Source organism: Stenotrophomonas sp. SMYL11 (assembly GCF_036320005.1).
Classification (GTDB): Bacteria; Pseudomonadota; Gammaproteobacteria; order Xanthomonadales; family Xanthomonadaceae; genus Stenotrophomonas; species Stenotrophomonas maltophilia_A.
Map to the genome: position 1 here is coordinate 170,164 of NZ_JAWIRS010000001.1, position 19,400 is coordinate 189,563.

The 19,400-nt window shown below is 67.1% G+C and carries 19 protein-coding genes; 8 read left to right on the forward strand and 11 right to left on the reverse strand.

Annotated features, from left to right (window positions below; translation table 11 throughout):
* Positions 1-315 precede the first annotated feature (315 nt).
* Entirely contained in the window at positions 316-2,601 is a 2,286-nt protein-coding gene (locus V3B46_RS00805; RefSeq protein ID WP_329890859.1) for an FdhF/YdeP family oxidoreductase, read from the reverse strand.
* Positions 2,602-2,845: 244 nt separating this feature from the next.
* Between V3B46_RS00805 and fdhD the strand changes: the two genes are divergently transcribed.
* Positions 2,846-3,685 carry a formate dehydrogenase accessory sulfurtransferase FdhD gene (gene fdhD / locus V3B46_RS00810; protein ID WP_329890860.1) on the forward strand — a complete coding sequence of 280 codons (840 nt, stop codon included), beginning with the start codon at positions 2,846-2,848 and terminating at the stop codon, positions 3,683-3,685.
* Positions 3,686-3,755: 70 nt separating this feature from the next.
* Here the strand turns inward: fdhD and V3B46_RS00815 are convergent, their stop codons facing one another.
* Positions 3,756-4,292 carry a carboxymuconolactone decarboxylase family protein gene (locus V3B46_RS00815; protein WP_329890861.1) on the reverse strand — a complete coding sequence of 179 codons (537 nt, stop codon included), beginning with the start codon at positions 4,290-4,292 and terminating at the stop codon, positions 3,756-3,758.
* Positions 4,293-4,398: 106 nt separating this feature from the next.
* Between V3B46_RS00815 and V3B46_RS00820 the strand changes: the two genes are divergently transcribed.
* Complete coding sequence (locus tag V3B46_RS00820) at positions 4,399-5,280, forward strand: AraC family transcriptional regulator (RefSeq protein WP_329890862.1); 882 nt, start codon at positions 4,399-4,401, stop codon at positions 5,278-5,280.
* A gap of 149 nt (positions 5,281-5,429) precedes the next feature.
* On the opposite strand, the gene V3B46_RS00825 is transcribed toward V3B46_RS00820, so the two are convergent.
* From V3B46_RS00825 to V3B46_RS00860, 8 genes are all read right to left on the reverse strand, one after another.
* Entirely contained in the window at positions 5,430-5,990 is a 561-nt protein-coding gene (locus V3B46_RS00825) for a TetR/AcrR family transcriptional regulator (RefSeq protein ID WP_329890863.1), read from the reverse strand.
* A gap of 4 nt (positions 5,991-5,994) precedes the next feature.
* Positions 5,995-7,527 carry an MFS transporter gene (locus V3B46_RS00830; RefSeq protein WP_329890864.1) on the reverse strand — a complete coding sequence of 511 codons (1,533 nt, stop codon included), beginning with the start codon at positions 7,525-7,527 and terminating at the stop codon, positions 5,995-5,997.
* Positions 7,528-7,708: 181 nt separating this feature from the next.
* Positions 7,709-8,458, reverse strand: coding sequence for a hypothetical protein (locus V3B46_RS00835; RefSeq protein ID WP_329890865.1), 750 nt, complete (start codon positions 8,456-8,458; stop codon positions 7,709-7,711).
* Entirely contained in the window at positions 8,458-9,084 is a 627-nt protein-coding gene (locus V3B46_RS00840; protein ID WP_329890866.1) for a DUF3299 domain-containing protein, read from the reverse strand. Before V3B46_RS00840 ends, V3B46_RS00835 begins: the two co-directional genes overlap by 1 nt.
* The gene (locus V3B46_RS00845; protein WP_329890867.1) at positions 9,074-9,625 is read right to left on the reverse strand and encodes a DUF3299 domain-containing protein; all 552 of its coding nucleotides are present in this window, start codon (positions 9,623-9,625) and stop codon (positions 9,074-9,076) included. The genes V3B46_RS00840 and V3B46_RS00845 overlap by 11 nt, the downstream gene beginning before the upstream one ends.
* Positions 9,626-9,627: 2 nt before the next feature.
* Positions 9,628-10,881, reverse strand: coding sequence for an ABC transporter permease (locus tag V3B46_RS00850; RefSeq protein ID WP_329890868.1), 1,254 nt, complete (start codon positions 10,879-10,881; stop codon positions 9,628-9,630).
* A complete protein-coding gene (locus V3B46_RS00855; protein ID WP_329890869.1) occupies positions 10,874-11,569 on the reverse strand; it encodes an ATP-binding cassette domain-containing protein in 696 nt (231 codons plus the stop codon). Before V3B46_RS00855 ends, V3B46_RS00850 begins: the two co-directional genes overlap by 8 nt.
* Complete coding sequence (locus V3B46_RS00860; RefSeq protein WP_329890870.1) at positions 11,566-12,099, reverse strand: ZrgA family zinc uptake protein; 534 nt, start codon at positions 12,097-12,099, stop codon at positions 11,566-11,568. The genes V3B46_RS00855 and V3B46_RS00860 overlap by 4 nt, the downstream gene beginning before the upstream one ends.
* A gap of 32 nt (positions 12,100-12,131) precedes the next feature.
* On the opposite strand from V3B46_RS00860, the gene V3B46_RS00865 reads away from it, so the two are divergent.
* Positions 12,132-12,608 carry a MerC domain-containing protein gene (locus V3B46_RS00865; protein ID WP_329890871.1) on the forward strand — a complete coding sequence of 159 codons (477 nt, stop codon included), beginning with the start codon at positions 12,132-12,134 and terminating at the stop codon, positions 12,606-12,608.
* A 114-nt stretch (positions 12,609-12,722) separates the two neighbouring features.
* On the opposite strand, the gene V3B46_RS00870 is transcribed toward V3B46_RS00865, so the two are convergent.
* Positions 12,723-14,855 carry a TonB-dependent receptor gene (locus V3B46_RS00870; protein ID WP_154263667.1) on the reverse strand — a complete coding sequence of 711 codons (2,133 nt, stop codon included), beginning with the start codon at positions 14,853-14,855 and terminating at the stop codon, positions 12,723-12,725.
* Positions 14,856-15,043: 188 nt separating this feature from the next.
* On the opposite strand from V3B46_RS00870, the gene V3B46_RS00875 reads away from it, so the two are divergent.
* The 5 genes from V3B46_RS00875 to V3B46_RS00895 all read left to right on the forward strand — a co-directional run bounded on the left by V3B46_RS00875 (position 15,044) and on the right by V3B46_RS00895 (position 19,389).
* A complete protein-coding gene (locus tag V3B46_RS00875; RefSeq protein WP_154263668.1) occupies positions 15,044-15,898 on the forward strand; it encodes a helix-turn-helix domain-containing protein in 855 nt (284 codons plus the stop codon).
* Between the two features lie 110 nt (positions 15,899-16,008).
* Complete coding sequence (copC, locus tag V3B46_RS00880) at positions 16,009-16,386, forward strand: copper homeostasis periplasmic binding protein CopC (RefSeq protein ID WP_049399735.1); 378 nt, start codon at positions 16,009-16,011, stop codon at positions 16,384-16,386.
* Positions 16,387-16,396: 10 nt separating this feature from the next.
* Positions 16,397-17,281: a copper homeostasis membrane protein CopD gene (copD, locus tag V3B46_RS00885; RefSeq protein ID WP_329890872.1), complete on the forward strand. Its 885-nt coding sequence runs from the start codon at positions 16,397-16,399 to the stop codon at positions 17,279-17,281.
* Between the two features lie 45 nt (positions 17,282-17,326).
* Complete coding sequence (locus tag V3B46_RS00890; protein WP_329890873.1) at positions 17,327-18,025, forward strand: heavy metal response regulator transcription factor; 699 nt, start codon at positions 17,327-17,329, stop codon at positions 18,023-18,025.
* Entirely contained in the window at positions 18,022-19,389 is a 1,368-nt protein-coding gene (locus tag V3B46_RS00895; RefSeq protein WP_329890874.1) for a heavy metal sensor histidine kinase, read from the forward strand. The genes V3B46_RS00890 and V3B46_RS00895 overlap by 4 nt, the downstream gene beginning before the upstream one ends.
* Positions 19,390-19,400: the final 11 nt, after the last annotated feature.

A 19,400-nucleotide genomic window follows, 5' to 3' on the forward strand; every position in this document is an offset into this window, starting at 1 on the left:
CGTTGCTGGGCGCTGGCTGAAAAAGGTGCCTCACGCCAGGGTGACGCCGGCGTTCCGCTCAGGGCGGCCAGCATGCCGACGCTGGCCGGCGGGCATTCGCACTCATTGCTCTGGCAGACCGTTGAAGCTGTCTCGTCACAGCATCCGGCCATGGCCGCCGAATGCGGTGCGGCGCAGTGGTCCGCGCTGGACTGCGCCGCGTACGAGGATGAGGCAACCGCAAGCGCCGGTGCATTCAGCACCAGGGCAAGGAGGAGCATCCATCGCAGCAGCAGGCCAGGCAGGTTCACCCGCCGATGATAGCCGATGAACGCATCACGCAATTGCCTCGGCCATCGCCCGCATCCGCACCGGGATCGACTTGGCGGCTGGGGTACCGCTGACCCGATCGTAGTGGTCCAGCGGCAACAACGGGTTCAGTTCCGGGTAGTAACCGGCCAGGGCGCCGCGCGGCATCGGGTAGTCCAGCACGGTCAGGCCCTCGATGCGCCGGTTCACGCCGTCGCCGCTGATCGTCTCCAGGCTGACCCGCGCTTCCTTCTCCAGCCCACGCGCCAGCCGATCTTCGATGTTCATGAACAGCACCATGCGATCGTTGTACACGCCTCGGTAGCGGTCGTTGTAGCTGTAGATGGTGGTGTTGTACTGGTCGTGCGAGCGCACCGTGGCCAACCGCAGCATCCCGGGATCGTCTACCGGCGCGTCCACGTCCAGGCCTGGCATCACCAGGATGTTCGCCTTGCCGTTGGGCGTGGGCCACACCCGACGGCGCGGTGGAATGTCCAGGTGGAAGCCATGCGGCTGCTGGATGCGCTCGTTGAAGCCGGTGTAGATCTCCGGGTACACCACCGCGATCAGCTCGCGGATGGGCGCGTAGTCATGCATGCACCCGGCCCAGTCGACCTTGCTGTGCGGCAATGTAGCCATCGCCATGCGGCAGACGATCTCGACCTCCGGGAGCACGTCCGTGCTGACCGGCTCGAGCACACCGCGCGAGGCGGTCACGTTCGACATCGCGTCCTCGATCGTGACGAACTGCTCGCCGGCAGGCGTAACGATGCGCTCCGAACGCGCGACTACCGGCAGGATCAAGGCATCGCGGCCATGCACCAGGTGACCCCGATTGAGTTTGGTGGCGATGCCGACCGTCAACTCCAGGCCACGCATGGCCTCGTACGCACGCGGCGTATCCGGTACAGCGTGGATGAAGTTGCCGCCCAGGCCAATGAACACCTTGGCGCTGCCGTCCAGCATCGCCTCGATCGATTCGACCACGTGATGACCGTGCTCGCGCGGCGGATCGAAGCCGAACACCTGCTGCACGCGGTCCAGATAGGCTGGCTTGGGTTTCTCGTCGATGCCGACGGTACGGTCGCCCTGCACGTTGGAATGGCCACGGATCGGCCCGATGCCGGCACCGGGCTTGCCGAAGTTGCCACGCAGCAGGAGCAGGTTGGCCACCTGCTGCAGCAGGGTCGAACCATACTGATGCTGGGTCAGGCCCATGCCGTAGCAGATCACCGTGGCCTTGGAGCGGATGTAGATCTCGGCGCAGCGGCGGATCTGCGCCTGGGTGATGCCGGAGACCTCCACGATCTCGTCCCAGTCCTGCGCCAGCACGTCTTCGCGCAGCGCCTCCAGGCCCACCGTGTGTTCTGACAGGAACTCATGGTCAAGCACGCGCTCGCCCTGCGCTTCGCGTTCGAACATCACCTTCATCATGCCCTTGATCAGGGCCAGGTCGCCGCCGATACGGATGTGCACGAACTCGCTGGTGATCTCGGTCGAACCGAACGTGGCCATCTGCACCATGTCCTGCGGCTCGGCGAAGCGGATCAGCGCGCGCTCTGGCATCGGATTGACCGCCACGATCGGGATGCCGCGTTTGCGCGCTTCGACCAGGTTGCTCATCATCCGCGGCGAATTGGTGCCGGTGTTCTGACCGATCACGAAGATCGCCTCGGCGTGTTCGAAATCCTGCAGCACGATGGTGCCCTTGCCCACGCCAATGGCCGGCGGCAGGCCGCGGCTGGTCGGCTCGTGGCACATGTTCGAGCAGTCGGGGAAATTGTTGGTGCCGAACTCGCGCACGAAGATCGAATACAGGAACGCGGCTTCGTTGGGTGTGCGGCCTGAGGTGTAGAACTCGGCCTGGTGCGGGCTGTCCAGCGCCTGCAGGTGGTGGCCGATCAGCGCGAAGGCATCGTCCCAGCTGCACGGCACGTAATGGTCGGTCGCCGCGTCGTAGCGCATAGGCTCGGTCAGCCGGCCCTGCATTTCCAGCCAGTAGTCGGTCTGCGCCATCAGCTCGGTGACCGTGTGCTGGGCAAACAGCGCACGACCGGCACGGAACTGCGTGGCTTCCCAGGCCAGTGCCTTCGCGCCGTTCTCGCAGAATTCCAGCTTCCTGCGTTCGTCGGCATCGGGGAACGCACAGCTGGGGCACTTGAAGCCACCGGGCTGGTTCATCGCCAGCAGCGCCTTCGATCCCTTGCTGATCACGCTCTGCTGCAGCAGCACCTTGGCCGTGGCGCCGGCGGCACCCCAGCCACCGGCCGGCTGGTTGTAGGGCTTGTAACGCGGCGGCTTCTGCTCGGACATGTTCGGGAACCTGACGGGAGGAACGCGGCAACAATGGGCACAACGCGGTCCGGCGGCGCTTTCGAACGCACAGCCATCCCCACAGTCAAACACGGCCTGCACGGCTCCGCTAGTAGGTGCGCGCTGTTTTCAGCGCAGCCTGCCATGACAACGGTTACACCCGCGTCAGCGCCCGGCCACTGCGCTATTCTCGAAGCCGTGGGTGGTTCACCACCTGCGTATTTCCCTTGCCCGGACGCGCTGCATGCCTGACTCGACCCCGCCGCACACCCCGCCTGCCGGCACGGCCCAGCGTCCGCTGCAGCGCTGGCGCAGCGAGGGGCACCAGCAGCAGGTCGACGTGGTGGCTGAGGAAGTGCCGGTTGCGCTGCGCTACAACGGCGCCGCCTTCGCAGTGATGATGGCCACACCCTGCGACCTGGAGGACTTTGCGCTGGGGTTCTCGCTCAGCGAGGGATTGATCGCCGCGCCTGCCCAGCTGCTGGCCATCGAGGTACGACCGCAACTTGAAGGCATCGAGCTGCAGATGACCGTGACCGAGGATGCACCCGGTGCTGACCTGGATCCGGCCAACGGGCGCCTGCTGCCCGGCCGCGGTGGCTGCGGCCTGTGTGGCACGCGCCAGCTGGAAGAAGTGCTGCGGCCGCTGCCCGAGGTGCGCGAACGGCGGACCTACCCGCCGGCGGCGCTGCAACGGGCGCTGGCCACGCTGGCGCAGCATCAGCCAATGAATGCGGTGAGTGGCTCGACCCACGCCGCGGCCTGGGCCGATGCCAGCGGTCGCATCGGCTGGGTGCGCGAAGACGTCGGCCGCCACAACGCGCTGGACAAGCTGATCGGCGCCCTGCATCACAACGAACACACGATCGACGGCGGGCTGCTGGTGATTTCCAGCCGCGCCAGCTACGAAATGGTCAGCAAAGCCGTACGGGCCGGCGTCAGCGTACTGGCTGCAGTCTCGGCACCGACCGCGCTGGCGATCGACCTGGCCCGCAGCGCAGGCCTGTGCCTGGTCGGATTCGCGCGGGAGAGCGGGTTCAATGTGTATACCCATCCCGAACGGCTGCAGGCGGACGACAGGTAGCGCCGACCACGCCGTCTGCTCCCTTTCGACCGGCCCGGGCGGCCCACTGCCACCCGGGCCGAACCGCATCTCAGCGCAGCGCCACCTTCGGGAAGTCCACCGGCACGTCGAACGCGACGTTGACGTAGTTGGTGAACAGGTTGAGTGCCACATGGGCGAGGATCTCGACGATCTGCTCGTCATCGAAGCCAGCCGCGCGCAGCGCCTGCACGTCGCCGTCGGTGATCTGCGCACGTTGCTCCACCACCTTCAGCGCGAAGTCGAGTGCCGCCGAAGTGGCCGGATCGCTGGACTGGCCGATCTGCGCGGCAGCCATCTGCTCGCTGCTGGCGCCTGCCTTGCGGCCCAGCGCGGTATGTGCGGCGAGGCAATACTCGCAGGCATTGCGGTTGGCGATGGCGACGGCGATCTGCTCGCCCAGCAGCGGCGACAGGCGACCGCCGCCCAGTGCGCCGAACGAACCCCACATGCTCTGCAGGGCGGCCGGCGAATTGGCCGCGGCGCGGAACATGGCCGGGGTGGCGCCGAAGGCGGCGTGGACCTGGCCCAGCAGGGCCTGGCGGTCGGCGGTGGTGTTGGCGGCATCGATCAGGGGGACACGGGACATGGTGGATCTCCTTGGGAAAGCGCCCGGGATTGGACGACCCGCTCATCCTAGGTAGACTTCGCGGACGAATCATGAGCAATCAGCCACACATGTTGTCCATACGTCCATGAACTTACCCACCGGCACTACTGCACCCGACCGCCTTTCCTCCCTGCTCGAACGCTTCCGGGTGCAGGCCGCGCTGTTCCACAGCGGTCCGCTGTGCGGGCGCCATGTCTTCGAGCCCCAGCCCGGTCGCGCCTTCCTGCACATCCTGCGCCAGGGTGAAATGGAGGTCCGTCATCCCGACGGCGATATCGCGCTGCCCCGGTTGAAGATCGACACACCCAGCCTGCTGCTGTATCCGCAGCCGCTGCACCATGTGTTCTTCAATGCACCGCTGGATGGCCCGGATTTCACCTGCGCCACGCTGGATTTCGATGGTGGCGCGCGCAATCCCATCGTGCAATCGCTGCCGCCGGTGATGGTGGTGCCGCTGTCCGCGATCAGCGAACTGGACGACACCCTGCATCTGCTGTTCACCGAGGCCGACCGCCAACGCTGCGGTTCGCGGCTGCTGACCAACCGCCTGTTCGAGGTGGCGTTGATCCAGATCCTGCGCTGGGTGGTGGATCATCCCGATGCGGCCGGGGTCAGCCACGGGCTGATGCGCGGCCTGTCCGATGCGCGGCTGGCACGTACGCTGGTGGCGATGCACCAGGCGCCGCAGGACGAATGGACGCTGCCGCGCATGGCCGCGACCGCCGGCATGTCGCGCAGCGCGTTCGCAGCAGTCTTCAAGGACGTGATGCAGGCGACGCCGGCCAGCTATCTGCTGGACTGGCGGCTGAGCCTGGCCTGTGCGCAGCTGCGTGCCGGCGTGGCGGTCAAGCAGGTGGCGATCGAAGTCGGGTTTGCCGATACCGCATCGCTGTCGAAGGCGTTCCGGAAGCGGTTGGGGGCGTCGCCGAGGGCGTGGCTGGCGGCGACCGCAGAACAGGCTGGGTAAATGGATGAGGGGTAGAGTCGACTGTCAGTCGACTATCGCGCGAAGCGCGGGATTTCGTTGTCTGACCGAAGAACAGTCGACTGACAGTCGACTCTACCAAAGCGGGACTATCGTGGCCTGACCGGAAGGCAGTCGAGCATGGCTCGACTCTACAAGGGCGGCGACCCATCGGGCTTCGCCAGCAGCCCGGCGATGCGTTCGGCCACCTGGGCGCGCACACTTTCATCCAGCTGCCCTTCGTACATCGCTTCGTAGATCCACAGGCCATCGGCCGCCAGCCGCGCTACGAAATTGTCCAGCGCGGCCGGATCCTGCTCTCCGGCCGACGGCGGCAACGGCGCCCAGCGCCGCACTGCCGGCCCCCACGGACGCTCATCGGCGTCCGGGTCAGCCGATTCGAGCATGAACATCAGCTCGGCACGGGTGGCGCTCTGCGCCGACACACGCACGAAGGTCTGGTAGCGCTCCAGCGCCGTGGCCTCGCCTGCGGTCTTGCCCAGCAGCGATTCCATCGACGCTTCCCAGGCCTGCACCAGATGCTCGTCGATGCCGCGCAGCAACGCTTCGCGCGACGGGAAGTGATACAGCAGGCCGCCACGGGTCAGCTTGGCCTCGGCGGCTACCGACTCGAAGGTCACCGCGCGCACGCCGTCACGATTGATCACGTTGACGGCGGCGTCGAGGATGCGGTCGCGCTTGCTGGTTCTCATCGCGTCATTTTACGCGATCAGCCGCGCCCTCGCGGCCACCGACGCGCCCCCGCAACAGGCGCGCGATGATCGCCGCGCCCACTGCCAGCACCACCGTGATCACCAGCAGCACGATCTGGTAGCCACGGTCATATGCGGCCGCAGCCAGCGCGAACCACTCGCCCTGCCCGCTTTCGCGTGCGGCATGCAGCGCCTGGGTGAAGCCGTCACGGGCAAGCTCGGGCATGTCGGCCGAGACCGGCAGGAAGGCGCCGTACATTGCCGCACTCAGGCTGCCCAGCATCGCCACTGCCAGCAGGCCACCAAACTCGTAGGACACCTCTTCCACCGACGAGGCCATGCCCGCGCGGTGTGCCGGCACATTGTTGAGGATGGCAGTGGATGCCACCGAGATGGCCGAGCCCATGCCGAAACCGGTGATCGCCATGCCGGCCACCACCCAGCCGAGGCCGTGCGGGAAGCCGAACGCCACCACGCCGACACCCAGCGCACCTGCGGCCAGACCGCCGCAGATCAGCGGGCGCAGGCCCACGCGGTGCAGGATGCTGCCACCCAGCAGCGCACTGGGCAGGCTGCCCAGCGCCGCCACCGATACCAGCAGGCCTGCCTGCAGCGGCGTGAAGCCCGCCACCAGCTGGAAACGCTGGGTGGTAACCAGCTGCAGGCCAGCCATCGCGAACAAGGTGAATACCGCCGACAGCGTGCCGGCCAGGAACGCCGGATTGCGGAAGATCGCGAAGTCCAGCAACGGGTACGGCAACTTCCGCTGGCGACGTGCAAACGCCGCGCCGCTGATGACGGCCAACAGCAGCGCACCGGCACCCAGCGCATACGACGGCGGCGTGGCGATCAGCGACTTGATCGCCAGCACCAGGCCGGACAGCGCCGCCAATGCCAGCAACGAAGACACCAGATCCCACGGCCGCGAGGTATCGCGCTGGCCTTCCGGTGCCAGCAGCAGCGTGGCCACGAATGCGACCACCACCACCGGCACGTTGATCAGGAACACAGAGCCCCACCAGAAGTGCTGCAACAGCCAGCCGCCGATGATCGGACCCAGCGCTGCACCGACGATGGCCACCGAACCCCAGATCGCGATGGCGATGTTGCGTTCGCGCTCTTCGTGGAAGCTCAGGCCGATCAACGCCAACGTGGCCGGCATCATCGCGGCCGCGCCGATCGCCAGGAACGCGCGCGCGGCAATCAGCTGCGCCGCTGTACCAGCGAACGCCGCTGCCAGCGAGGCGATGCCGAACACCACCAGGCCGATCAGGAACATGCGGCGGTGGCCGATGCGGTCACCAAGCGTGCCCGCGCCCAGCAGCAGGCCGGCCATCACCAGCGGATAGGCGTTGATGATCCACAGTGCCTGGCCGGCACTGGCCGAGAGTTCCTCGGTCAGGGTGGGCAGTGCGGTGTAGAGCACGGAGTTGTCGAGCGTAACCAGCAGCAGGCCGGCGGCGACGGTGAACAACAGTGCCCAGCGACGGGCACGCGACAGGGCCGGAGCGCCGGCCAAGGGCTGGGACAAAGCCATTGGAGAACCTGGTGGGGGTGAAGTACCGGCATAACTATACAGGATGTCCTGTATAGTTATGCTCCTGGTAGTTCGTCGATTCAGCTTTTGTAGAGGCACGCTTGCTCGACTGAACCGCCAGCGAGGCATGGCTTGGCTCTACCGATCCAGGCAAGGTCGGCCTGGGCCCACCGGGAGGCGATTACCGGCAGTCCTCCGGCAGCGCGGCAATCGCCGACACCACCGCCGCCTGCATGCCCTGCCCCACTGCCATATCCAACTCCCCGCCAATGTCGCCGTGCTGGCGGCGCAGTTCGTCCTCGCACAGGCCGCGTACCCGCGCACGCGCGTTGGCGCGCAGGCTACTGCAACGCCAATCAGTGCCGCCCAGCGGCAGCACCGAATACACCACGCTGTTGCAGGCGTTGCCTGCCCGCTGCTGCAGCGACAGGCCGCCGAAATCACGCGGTTCGCTGCTGCGCTGCGGGTCGAAATAGCTGTCCGGGAAGGTGCGCGCGTACTGTTCGATGTCCACCTGCATGCTGCGCCCACCGGCCAGCGGCACCTGCAGCGACTGGCCACAACGCGTGGCGTCTGCACGATGCTGGATGTACTGGTAGATCGGTCGGTCCAGCGTTGGATCCTGCTGGGTCACCGCACTGACCGCCGCCAGCACCGGCAACGATGCACGATTGGCCATGCGCGCCAGCAACCCGGTCTGTGCCGGCTGGCAGCGGTCGCGCAACGTGGCCGCCAGCAGGAACAGCACATCATTGCGAAAGGCGTGGTCTTCGCCCAGGCGTTGCTCGATGCGCTGGCTGGCATCGGCTGCCGGTGCCGGAAACGCGACCGCCGGAGGCTCTGGGACTACGGCGCGCCGCTGCCAGCCCACCGCCAGCGCCACGCCTGCTGCCGCCAACACCACCGCAGCGATGATCCAGCGCGCGCGCATCAGTTGTGGATCGCCGTCAGCGTCGCCGCTGCGGCGTCGTAGGACGCGCTGGCGATATCCGCATCGAAGCGCTTGACCTGCAGGCGACCGGCCAACCGGTACGGATCCCACAGGTCGCCCAGTGCGATCGGCGTGGCCAGGGTCACATGGATGATCTGGTTCGGCGGTGGTGGCGGCACATGGATGCAGGCCCCGTAGAACGGCACGAACAACAGTTCGTCGACCAGTCCTGCGTCGTTGGTGCCCAGCGGCACCACGTAGCCATCCAGGTCAACGGCGCGGCCATCGGCAGTTTCGACCACCTGCGATGAACCGAACTGCTTGGCGCGGTCCGGGCTGGAATGGTCGATCTCCTGCCCCGGTGGCGTGCCCGAGCCGGTATCGTCGATCAGCCCGCCCACCCCGTCCATGCCATTGCGTGACAGGCCGATCTGCGGCGGCGGCCGCTGGTAGGTCACTTCGTCGGGCCGCAACGCGTCCCAACGGTCAATGGGCGCTTCGGTCGTGGCCGGCTGCGCCGCTGCCGGTGCCGGTGCCGCGGTGACGGTGGTGGCGCTCCCACCCGCCTGCGTACACCCCAGCAAGCCCAGGCAGCACGCCAATCCGATCAGGACGCTACGGTTCATACGGCCTCAGCTGCGCATCGCGCATGGTGTAGGCGGAGCCAGCCAGATCATCGTCCAGCCGTTCGGCACGCAGGGTACCGGCCAGGAAGAACGGCGAATACATGTCCGGCATCTCGATCGGGCGCGGCAGCACCACGTGCACGATCTGGTTCGGCGGCGGCGGCGGCACATGGATGCAGGCGCCGTAGTACGGCACGAACAGGAATTCGGTCAGCCGCCCGTCCTGTGCGTTGGCCAGCGGCACCACATAACCCGGCAAGCGCACCGGCCGCTGCAGTACGGTGTCCACGGTGCGGAACGTACCGAACTGCGGCATGCGCCGGTTGCCGTTGTGCTCGACCTCCGGGCCCTCGCCCCGCTCCAGTGCGGCCAGCTCGTCCTTCGGCATCATCTGCAGCCAGTCCAGTTCCTGCTCCTCGGCAGCGGCCGGGGCATCGCGATCGACCACCGGTGAGGGTGGCAGCGCCTGCACGCCTGTATCGACCGGTCGCTCACAGGCAGCCAGTGCCAGCACCATCGGTACTACCCGCATCCATCGCATGCTCAGCCTCCCGGTGAAAGGCCATCGGCCAAGGTGCGCCGGTAAGCGAGCAACGCCGGGACCAGCCCGGCCACGGCGCTGACCAGCAGCACGCCCGCAGCCCATGTCAGCTCGCGGCCATCCGGCCAGATATGGGTGATCGACAGACCGAAGGTGGCCAGTACCCAGCCGCGCCCGGCAATGCTGGCGACCACCAACAGCGACAGGGCCAGCGCGCAGGCCACCGCACTGGTCGCCACCGCCTCCACCACGAGCAGGCCAGCGATGTAGCCCGGCCGCGCACCGGTGGCACGCAGAATGGCCATCTCGCGCCGCCGCTCCTGCAGCGTAGAGACCAGCAGCGCCACCAGCGAGACCATGCCCAGCAGCACCACCATCGCACTGATCAGCTGCAACGCCCGCTCGGCGGTGCCCAGTGACTGCCACAGCTGCTGCAACGTCACGCCGGGCAGGATCGCCAGCATCGCCTCGTCCGGATACTCGTTGATCCTGCGCTGTACCGAAAACGTGGCGATGCGCGAATTCAGGCCGAGCATGAAGGCGGTGATGCTGGTCGGGGTAAGGTCCAGGTGGCGCGCCTGCTCGGCGCTGACGCTCTGGCTGCGCAGCTGCACGCCTGATCGCCAGTCGATATGGATCGCCTCGATGGCCGGCAGCGAGACCAGCAGCGACGAATCCACCGGTGTGCCGGTGCGCTGCAGGATGCCTGCAATGCGAAATGGCTTGTCGGCATGCGTGGCCAGCGTGACCGCGCCGGTGCCGTGCGCCAGCACGATCTCGTCGCCGAGGCCGACCTTCTGCGCGCGTGCCACCTCCGCGCCGATCACCGCGTCATACAGATCATCGAAGGGCCGCCCCTGTGCAAAGGCCAGCTCGTGACCGGAACCATAGCGATAATGTTCAAAGTAGCCGCCGGTGGTACCCACTACCCGGTAACCGCGCCAGGAATCGCCCAGCGACAACGGCACCGACCACTTCACCTGCGGCAATGCGGCCAGCTCCTGGTAGGACTGCCAGGACACGTTGTTGGTCGGGTCGCCGATGTGGAACACCGAATACAGCAGCAGGTTCACCGGCCCAGAGCGGGCACCGACGATCAGGTCAGTGCCTGAGACGGTGCTGGCGAAACCTTCGTGCGCCTGCGTGCGCACGCGCTCAACACCGAGCAGCAGCACCACGCTGAGGGTGATCACCAGCACGGTGAGGCTGACGCTCAATGCGCGGCTGCGCAGGCTGGCCCAGGCAAGCTCAAGCATGGCCAGCACCTGCCTGGTTGATCTCGGACAGTGAAATCGTGCGGTCGAACAACGGCTGCAGGCTGTCGTCATGGCTGACCACCAGCACCGTGGTGCCGGCTGCCTCGCACTGTGCGGACATCAGCTTGAGGAAGGCGGTCGCCGCTTCGCGGTCTAGCGCCGAGGTGGGCTCATCGGCCAGCAGCAACGCCGGCCGACCGATCAGGGCGCGTGCAGCGGCCACGCGCTGCTGCTGGCCGACACTCAGGGTGCCGGCCGCACGCTTGGACAGCGCCGGATCCAGCTGCAGCGCTTCCAGCAGGCGCAGGATCTCATCGTCCAGCGGCCCGCTGATGCGCTCACTGCGCACCGGAGAAAATCGCAGGCCCAGCGCGATGTTGTCGCGCACGCTGAGGAACGGCAGCAGGTTGAACTGCTGGAAGATCACGCCCAGGTGATCGGCACGGAAGCGATCGCGCGCGGCACCGCGCATCATCGGCAGTGCGTGACCTGCCACTTCGACGCGCCCCCTGCTGGGAAGCAGGACGCCGGCCAGCAGGCCGAGCAAGGTGCTCTTGCCTCCACCGCTCACTCCACGCAACAGCACGCTGCTGCCCTGCTCTATCAGCAGCTGCGGGATGTCCAGCACCAGGCGTGTTGCGTAGCCGAACTGCACATCCTCCAGGGCGATCACCGCTGGCGTGCTCACGGCGCCAGCACCACGCGCAGGTTGTCGGCACTCAGCACGCTGCGGTCCTGGCCGTTGGCGGTCGCACTGTTGACGATGACTTCGTGCAGCCCGGGGAACAGCACCGGCAGGCGCACCACCAGGGCGCGCAATGCACTCGGATTCGTGCAGCGATACTGCAGGTTGGCACTGAAACCGGCGTGGCGATGCTGCCCGGTCGCTGGCACAGCGGCGGTCGCAGCGAAGCCTTCGGCACTGGCGTCACTGCTGGCCAGGCGGCAGTTGGCGGCAGTGGGCAGGGTGACCCAGCTGCCGCCCTTCAGCAATGCCGTGGCGCGCGACAGTGCCGCCTGCTCGGTCGCGTTGGCGGGCCGTCGCTCGAAATCAAGAATACCGATACCCGGCGCCTGCAGGGCGAACTCCAGCGTTCCCTGGTCGAGTGCGAGATCGACGGTGGCCTGGCCGTGCACGTGCGGCGCGTGCTGGCGGACATCGTGTGCCTGAGCCGCGTTGACAGCCAGCAGCAGGAAAAGAGCAGCAGGAAGCTTCATGGGGGAGACTCCAATTGTTACTATGTAACATAATGGACCACATCCCCCCGACCCCCGCAAGGGCTCTGGCCCAGCCGCCAACTTCGGCACGCTGGCATCTCCGTTTCGATCTGGCCGGCGCCTGGCTGTCGCTGGCCTGCGCCGCCCATTGCATCGCCCTGCCACTGCTGCTGGCCTTCGTGCCGGCGGCAATGATGGCGCTGCGCTCGTTCCAGCACCCTGGCCATGGGGTGATGACGCTGCTGCTGGCGATGTCGCGCTGGGAATGGTTGTTCGCCTTGATGGCCTCGGCGCTGGCGCTGGGCAGTACCACGGCCGGGCTGTACCGGCATGGTCGCTGGCTGCCGGTGCGGCTGGCCGTGGTTGGCACGGTCCTGCTGGTGTCGGCGTCGCTGTACCTGCCGTTGAAGGAATCGCTGCTCTGGCATGGCGTGGCCACCGCCTGCGGTGGCGTGCTGCTGGCATGCGCGCACATCGGCAACCGGCGGGCATTGCACGGCCACAGGTAGCGTTCCGAAGATGCCGGCCAGCGGCGGGCACTACCGTTTCGTTGGAAGCGCGGGCCGTCTGCGCCGCACCACCACCGGTAGCGCCGGCCGCTGGCCGGCGCGCGCCCCGCCTCCTCAGAAGCGGTAACCCACTTCCGCGCCGTAGATGCGCGGGCTGTCGACCGGACCGTAGTAGTTGCCGTCGCGGCCGAAGGCCAGGTTGTCGAAGATCAGGCCATTGATGCGGCGCTTGTTGGTCAGGTTCTGCACGAACACCCGCGCGCTCCACGGCCCGGTCTCATAGCCCAGCTGAGCACCGAGCACGGCCACGGCGGGCTGGAACGCGCGGTTGCGTTCATCCAGTGCACTGGAACCGGTGAACTGCGATTCCAGCCGGGCATGGATGCCCGAGTCGAACTGATAGCGCGCCGCCAGATAGCCAGTGTAGTGCGGCGTCAGCTTGACCCGCTTGCCATCCAGGTTCTGGTCCACGCTGACCCACAGCTTGGTGTACTTCGCATCGACGTAGCCCACATTCGCCATCAGGGTGAAGCCCGGCAGCACTTCAAACACGCCCTCCAGCTCGGCACCGCGGGAACGGATCGAGGCATCCGAACCGACGTAGTCCGACGAGATCGGGCGGCCGTTGGCATCGGTGGCTACCTGGATCTCCTGCCAGTTGTCCGAGGTGATGTGGAACAGCGCACCACCGATGTGGCCACGACCGCCGGCCAGGTTCATCTTGAAGCCCAGCTCATGGCTCCACATGCGTTCGGACTCGTAGCGCAGCACCTTGTCGTTGACCACATCGCTCTGCGCCGCAGCCAGATTGAAGCCACCCGGAATGTAGCCCTTTGCCGAGGCCGCGTAGAAGGACAGGTCGTCAGTGGCGTCGTAGCGCAGCGACACCCGCGGCAGCGTGGCCGAGAAGGTATGCACCAGCGCGGCATCGCGGTACAGCACGCGGCCCCCGGCGCCAAGGTCCAGCGCACCGGCACGCTGTTCGGTGGAGCGCCGTGCCTGCTCATGCCGCAGGCCGGCGCTGGCCGTCAGCTTCGGCAATGCCGGGAAGGTATAGCTGGCGGTGGCGAAGACGCTGTAGTCCTCGCCCTTGGAGGTCTGCCGCGGTGCCAGGTTGTAGCTGTCCAGCCCGTGCAGCGCCGGGCCGACGAAGGTGCCGAGGATCGAATCCTTGCTGTTGCGGTAGGTCGACACACCGGCCATCCAGGTCAGCGCCTGGTCGCTGGGCGAGCTGAAGCGCGCCTCGGCCGTCCATTCCTTCTTCCTGTCGTAGATGCGACCGGCCAATGCCGGGCTGTTGGTCATGTCGAAGTCGTAGCCGGCAGAAGTTACTTCCTCGTCCCGCCAGGAAGCGGCAACGTCCAGCGTGCCGGCCTGCAGCTGCCACTGCGCACTCAGGCCCGCCACCGTTTCGTCCTTTTCGGTGCGCTTGGGCGCGTCGTTGATGTAGGTGAAGTCTCCGGCACGGCGGCCGCCATTGAGCGAGGTGCCGTAGGTGCGGTTGTAGAGGCCGGTATCCAGCGGCAGGTATTCATACTCGAACATGCCCGGCGCGCGGGTGCGCAGGTGGTAGGCCAGCGCGTTCACCGAAACGTAGTCGCTCGGCCGCCAGCGCAGCTTGCCCTGCAGGTAGCCTTCGCCGACCTTGCCGCGTGCACCGGAAGGCGTGAGGTTCTTCAGGTAGGCATCCTCGTCGGAGCCCATGAACGCCACCGAGCCGGACAGGCTGCCCGTCTTGTTCAGCGGCCCCGCCAGGAAGCCATCGAGAGCGGTGCCATTGCCGTTGCCGAACCAGGTGCTGCGCAGGTTGATCTCGCCCTCGCGTGCATCAGCCGGGCCGCGTGTGCGCACCAGTACCAGGCCGGATTCGCTGTTGGCGCCGTACAGCGTGCCCTGCGGGCCGCGCAGCACCTCCACCGACTCGACCTGGTTGAGCACGGCATTGCTCAGCTCGCGGAACGGGATGCCATCGATGTAGACCGAGGCACGATTGACCAGAAATGGATTGGACTCGATGCCGCGGATCGAGATGAACATGTTGCTGAGCTGGCCCATCGCATTGAACTTGACGTTCGGCGCGAGCTTGTCGAGGTCACGGAACTCGGTGACACCCGCTTCTTTCAGCGCCTGCCGATCGAGCACCGTCACCGACAGATCGCTCTTCAGGTAAGGGGTATCGCGCTTGGAACCGGTGACGCGGACACCGTCGAGCGTGGCCGGGTCAGCCTGCTGGGCAAGGGCGGGCAAGGCAGGAACGAGCAGGGATGCTGCGATGAACGCGGCAGCAGGCGTGGACGACTTCAAAGCGTGAACCTCGACGGATGGAGTGACGGAAGCGCGGGCGGCGGCAGCGCGGGACAAGAGTGTTATCCTGTAACATTAGCGCCCTGCCGCCACTCCATTTCAGGCAGCGCCGCTCCATTCCCGGATCCGTGATGCCCGCCCTCGCCGACCAGCTGCTGCAGGAAACCGGTTCGCAGGTCCCTGCGGCCTACGCCAGCGACGATGGTGCGGTGGTGCTGCTGCGTCATCGCTTCGATGCCAGCGAAGGTGAGATGGGACATCCGCAGCAACTGCGCCTGGGCCTGGCCGTGGGCGGCGGCGGTCGGCTGCAGCAGCGCACCCCCAGGGGTCTTCTGCAGGCGCCGTGGCGGCCCGGCCAGTTCAATCTGGTACTGCCGGGAGACACCGGCACCTATGCCAGCCCAGCGGTCGATCTGCTCGGCATCGCCATCGATACCCACCTGCATCCGCAGGATCCGCAGCAGTTGCAACAGCTGCAGCCGCTGGCGGCGCGGCTGCACCACGACCCGGTGATTACTTCGGTGCTGCAGGCGCTGTGGTCCAGCGCACAGGCCGACGCCTGCCTGCCCGGCTTCCTCGAGCATGGCGCGCAGGTGCTGCTGCACCGCCTGGGCCAGCTTGCCGCTCAGCCGCGTCAGGCGCGTGGCACGGTGTCCCCACTGTCGGCACGACGGTTGCGGCTACTGGAGGCCTACATCGACGCGCAACACGGCCAGGCGCTGACCGTTCCACAGTTGGCCGCTGCGGTGCAGATGGACCCGTCCACGTTCGGTCGTGCGCTGCGCGCCGCCACCGGCCTGCCACCCTATGCGTTCCTGACCCGACGCCGCATGCAATGGGCGCGCGCCGAGCTTGCGCAGGGCCGGTGTGTCACCGACGTTGCGCTGGCCAGCGGGTATGCCAATCCCAGCAAGTTCAGCGCGGCGTTCCGGCGTGTGGTCGGTTGTTCGCCGTCGGCATGGATCGCGCAGTCACGGGCACGGTAGTACCGGCCGCAGGCCGGCCGCCAACATTACAAACTGGTAATGTCCAGGTCAGGGCCTCGAAAGGCGGTGGACGTCACCCTGCAGGCCACTTCCTCATCGGTGATCCGCATATGACCCGCTCCCTGTTCCGCGTCGCTCCGCTCGCCCTGCTGCTGTCCGGCCTTTCGGCCGCGCCGCTGGCGCTGGCGCATCCCAGCCTGGTGCGTTCGACGCCAGCGGCCGATGCCACTGTGGCCCCGGCCAGCCAGATCGAGCTGCAGTTCAGCGAGAAGGTGATGCCGCGTGCAACCCGCATCGAACTGAGCATGGACCACGGCCGCATGAAGATGGCGATGCCGACCACGGCGCAGGAGATCTCCGAGGACGGCCACACCCTGCGCGCGCGCTTTGCCAAGCCGCTGCCCGCCGGCAGTTACGCGCTGCAGTGGCGCGCGGTCGGCCAGGACAGCCATCCGATCACCGGCACCTACCGCTTCACCGTGAAGTAAGGCCATCGCTGTGGCCGAGCTTTCGCCATACGCGCTGCGGCTGGCGCTGTATCTGGCCCTGATGCTGCTGTTCGGGCGGATGCTGTTCGTCCGCCCCGGACTGCCGCGCAGCGTCTCGCTGGGCCTCACTTTGGTGGCACTGGTGCTGGTCGGCATCGATGCGGTTACCCGATTGTCCGGCGTGCTTGGCATATCACCGGTCGACATCGATGGCGAGACAGCGCGCTGGTTTCTTACCGGTACGCCGGTGGGCGAGGCGGGACTGCTGCGCATCCTGGCCCTGCTGGCAATGCTGCCGCTGCTGGCAGTCAATCGCCCGGTGCAGGGCCTGCGCCGCCCTGCACTGCTGGCACTCTCGGCGGTGACCCTCGCCAGCCTCGCCTGGAACGGCCACGCCGCTGCTGGCGATGGGGTCGCTGGCCGGCTGCGTCTTGCTGCCGGCATCGTGCACCTGCTGGCGGCCGGTGCCTGGATCGGTGCGATCGCCGCCATCGTACAGCTGGCACTGCGGCGGCAAGGGCCGAGCCTGCGTGAGCGCACCCACGAACTATGGCAGGCCGCGCACGGCTTCGCCCTGCCCGGCACGATCATCGTCGCCCTGCTGGCAATGACCGGCACCTATACCTATGTCGATCTCGGCGGTTCCATACAGACCCTGACCGGCGCCGCGCATGGACGCTGGCTGCTGCTCAAACTGGCACTGGTGGGTGGCATGCTGGGCCTGGCCGCGCTGCATCGCTGGCGGCTGGTGCCGGCGCTGGCGGTCTCCATCCGAGCTGGCTGGCAGAGCAGGCCGCTGCGTTCACTACGCCACAGCCTGACCTGCGAATCGGTACTGGCCGTGCTGGTGCTGGCCTGCGTAGCGGTGCTTGGCACGCTGGACCCCTTGGCATGACTCATCCGTTCCAGCATGGGCCCAAGCTGCGATGATGGGCGTACCATGAAACTGCTGATCGTCGAAGACGAACCCAAGACCGGCAACTACCTGCGCCAGGGCCTGATCGAGGCCGGCTACGTGGTCGATCTCGCCTGCAACGGCGTCGACGGGCTGCACCTGGCCGGCAGCGGCGATTACCGCCTGGTCATTCTCGATGTGATGCTGCCCGGTCTGGATGGCTGGAACGTGCTGTCGCGGCTGCGCGAGGCCGGCTGGCAGGTGCCGGTACTGTTCCTGACCGCGCGCAGCAGTATCGCCGACCGCGTGCAGGGACTGGAGCTTGGGGCCGATGACTACCTGGCCAAGCCGTTCGCCTTCGCCGAGCTGCTGGCACGCGTGCGCACCCTGCTGCGTCGTGGCCAGGCGCTGCCGCAGGCCGAGCGCATCGTCATCGCCGATCTGGTGGTGGACACTCTGCGCCGCCGGGTCGAACGCGGCGGCCAGCGCATCCCCCTCAGCCAGAAGGAATACACCCTGCTGGAACTGCTGGCGCGGCGGCGTGGCGAAGTGCTGCCGCGCTCGTTGATCGCCTCGCAGGTGTGGGACATGAACTTCGACAGCGACACCAACGTGATCGACGTGGCCATCCGCCGCCTTCGCGCGAAGATCGACGATGACTTCGATGCAAAGCTGATCGTCACCGTGCGCGGCATGGGCTACGTGCTCGAAGCACCAGACGACGGCGCTGTGAGCAACGGATGAGCCTGCGCCGTTCAATCGCGGTGCGGCTGACCCTGCTGTTCGCCATCGTGGCCACGCTGGTGCTGGCCGCATTGGGCGTGGCCATCTATGTCAGCGCCCGCCATGACCTTGTTGCCCAGGACTTCATCGAACTGGAGAACAAGGTTGCGTTGATCCGCGATATTGCTGGCAATGGGCCCGCCGCCGCGCGCGGCCCGCGGTTGGCGGAGGCGCTCAGCCATCATCCCGATATCGCCTTCCACATCGTCGATGGCCATGGAGCCGTGCTGTTCTCGACCGCACCTGCACTGCTGCGCGAGCACGCACGCAGCCAGCCCATCGACGCCGTGCCACGGCGGCACGACTGGATTCTCGACGATGGTCGCTGCATGCATGCCCTGCACCTGCGCCAGACCTTGGCCGACGGCAGCCAGCTGGTCACCCTGCTGGCCATCGATGACGACCGCCATGCCGATTTCCTGCAGCGCTTCCGCCATCTTCTGGCGATCGCCATCATCGGCGCCGCCGTGGCCAGCAGCCTGCTCGGCGGCTACGTAGTGCGCCGAACGCTGCGACCGCTGCGCACGTTGGCCGATGAAGCCCGGCAGATCACCGCCGGTCGATTGCAGCGGCGTCTGAGCGCGCGCACGGCACCGGCCGAACTGGAACAGCTGGCACAGACGCTCAACGGCATGCTGGCGCGCCTGCAGCAGGACTTCGCGCGCCTGACCGAGTTCTGCGGTGATCTTGCCCACGAGCTGCGCACGCCGATCACCAACATGCTGACCCAGGTACAGGTGGTGCTGGCCCACCCGCGCAGCAACGAGGCCTACCGCGAGACGCTGGCCTCGTGTGCCGAGGAACTGCAGCAGCTGGCGCAGACTGTAGGCGATCTGCTGTACCTGGCGCAGGCCGAAGCGCCGGGTGCATTGCCGTCGCGCGAGCGGGTGGCAATGGATGGGGTGGTGGATTCGCTGCTGGAGTTTTACGAACTGCTGGCTGAGGACCGGCAATTGACCCTGCGCCGCGACGGCGTGGCGAGCGTGGAAGGCAACCGTTTGATGCTGCACAGGGCGATCGCCAATCTGCTGTCCAACGCGTTGAAGCACGCAGCCGTGGGCAGCGAGGTGCGGGTGCAGCTGGTCGAGGCCGATGCCGTGTGCAGGGTCAGCGTGCACAACCTCGGCCCGCCGATTGCCGAAGCAGCACTGCCGCGCCTGTTCGATCGCTTCTATCGCGGCGAGCGTGGCCGCCACGAAGGCGCTGGACTGGGCCTGGCGATCACCCGTGCGATTGCACAGGCACATGGCGGAGCGGTAAGCGTTACCTCCGATGAAACCGGCACCGTGTTCGAACTGGTACTGCCCAGCGCATCAGCCCGGTAGGGCCGGCCGCT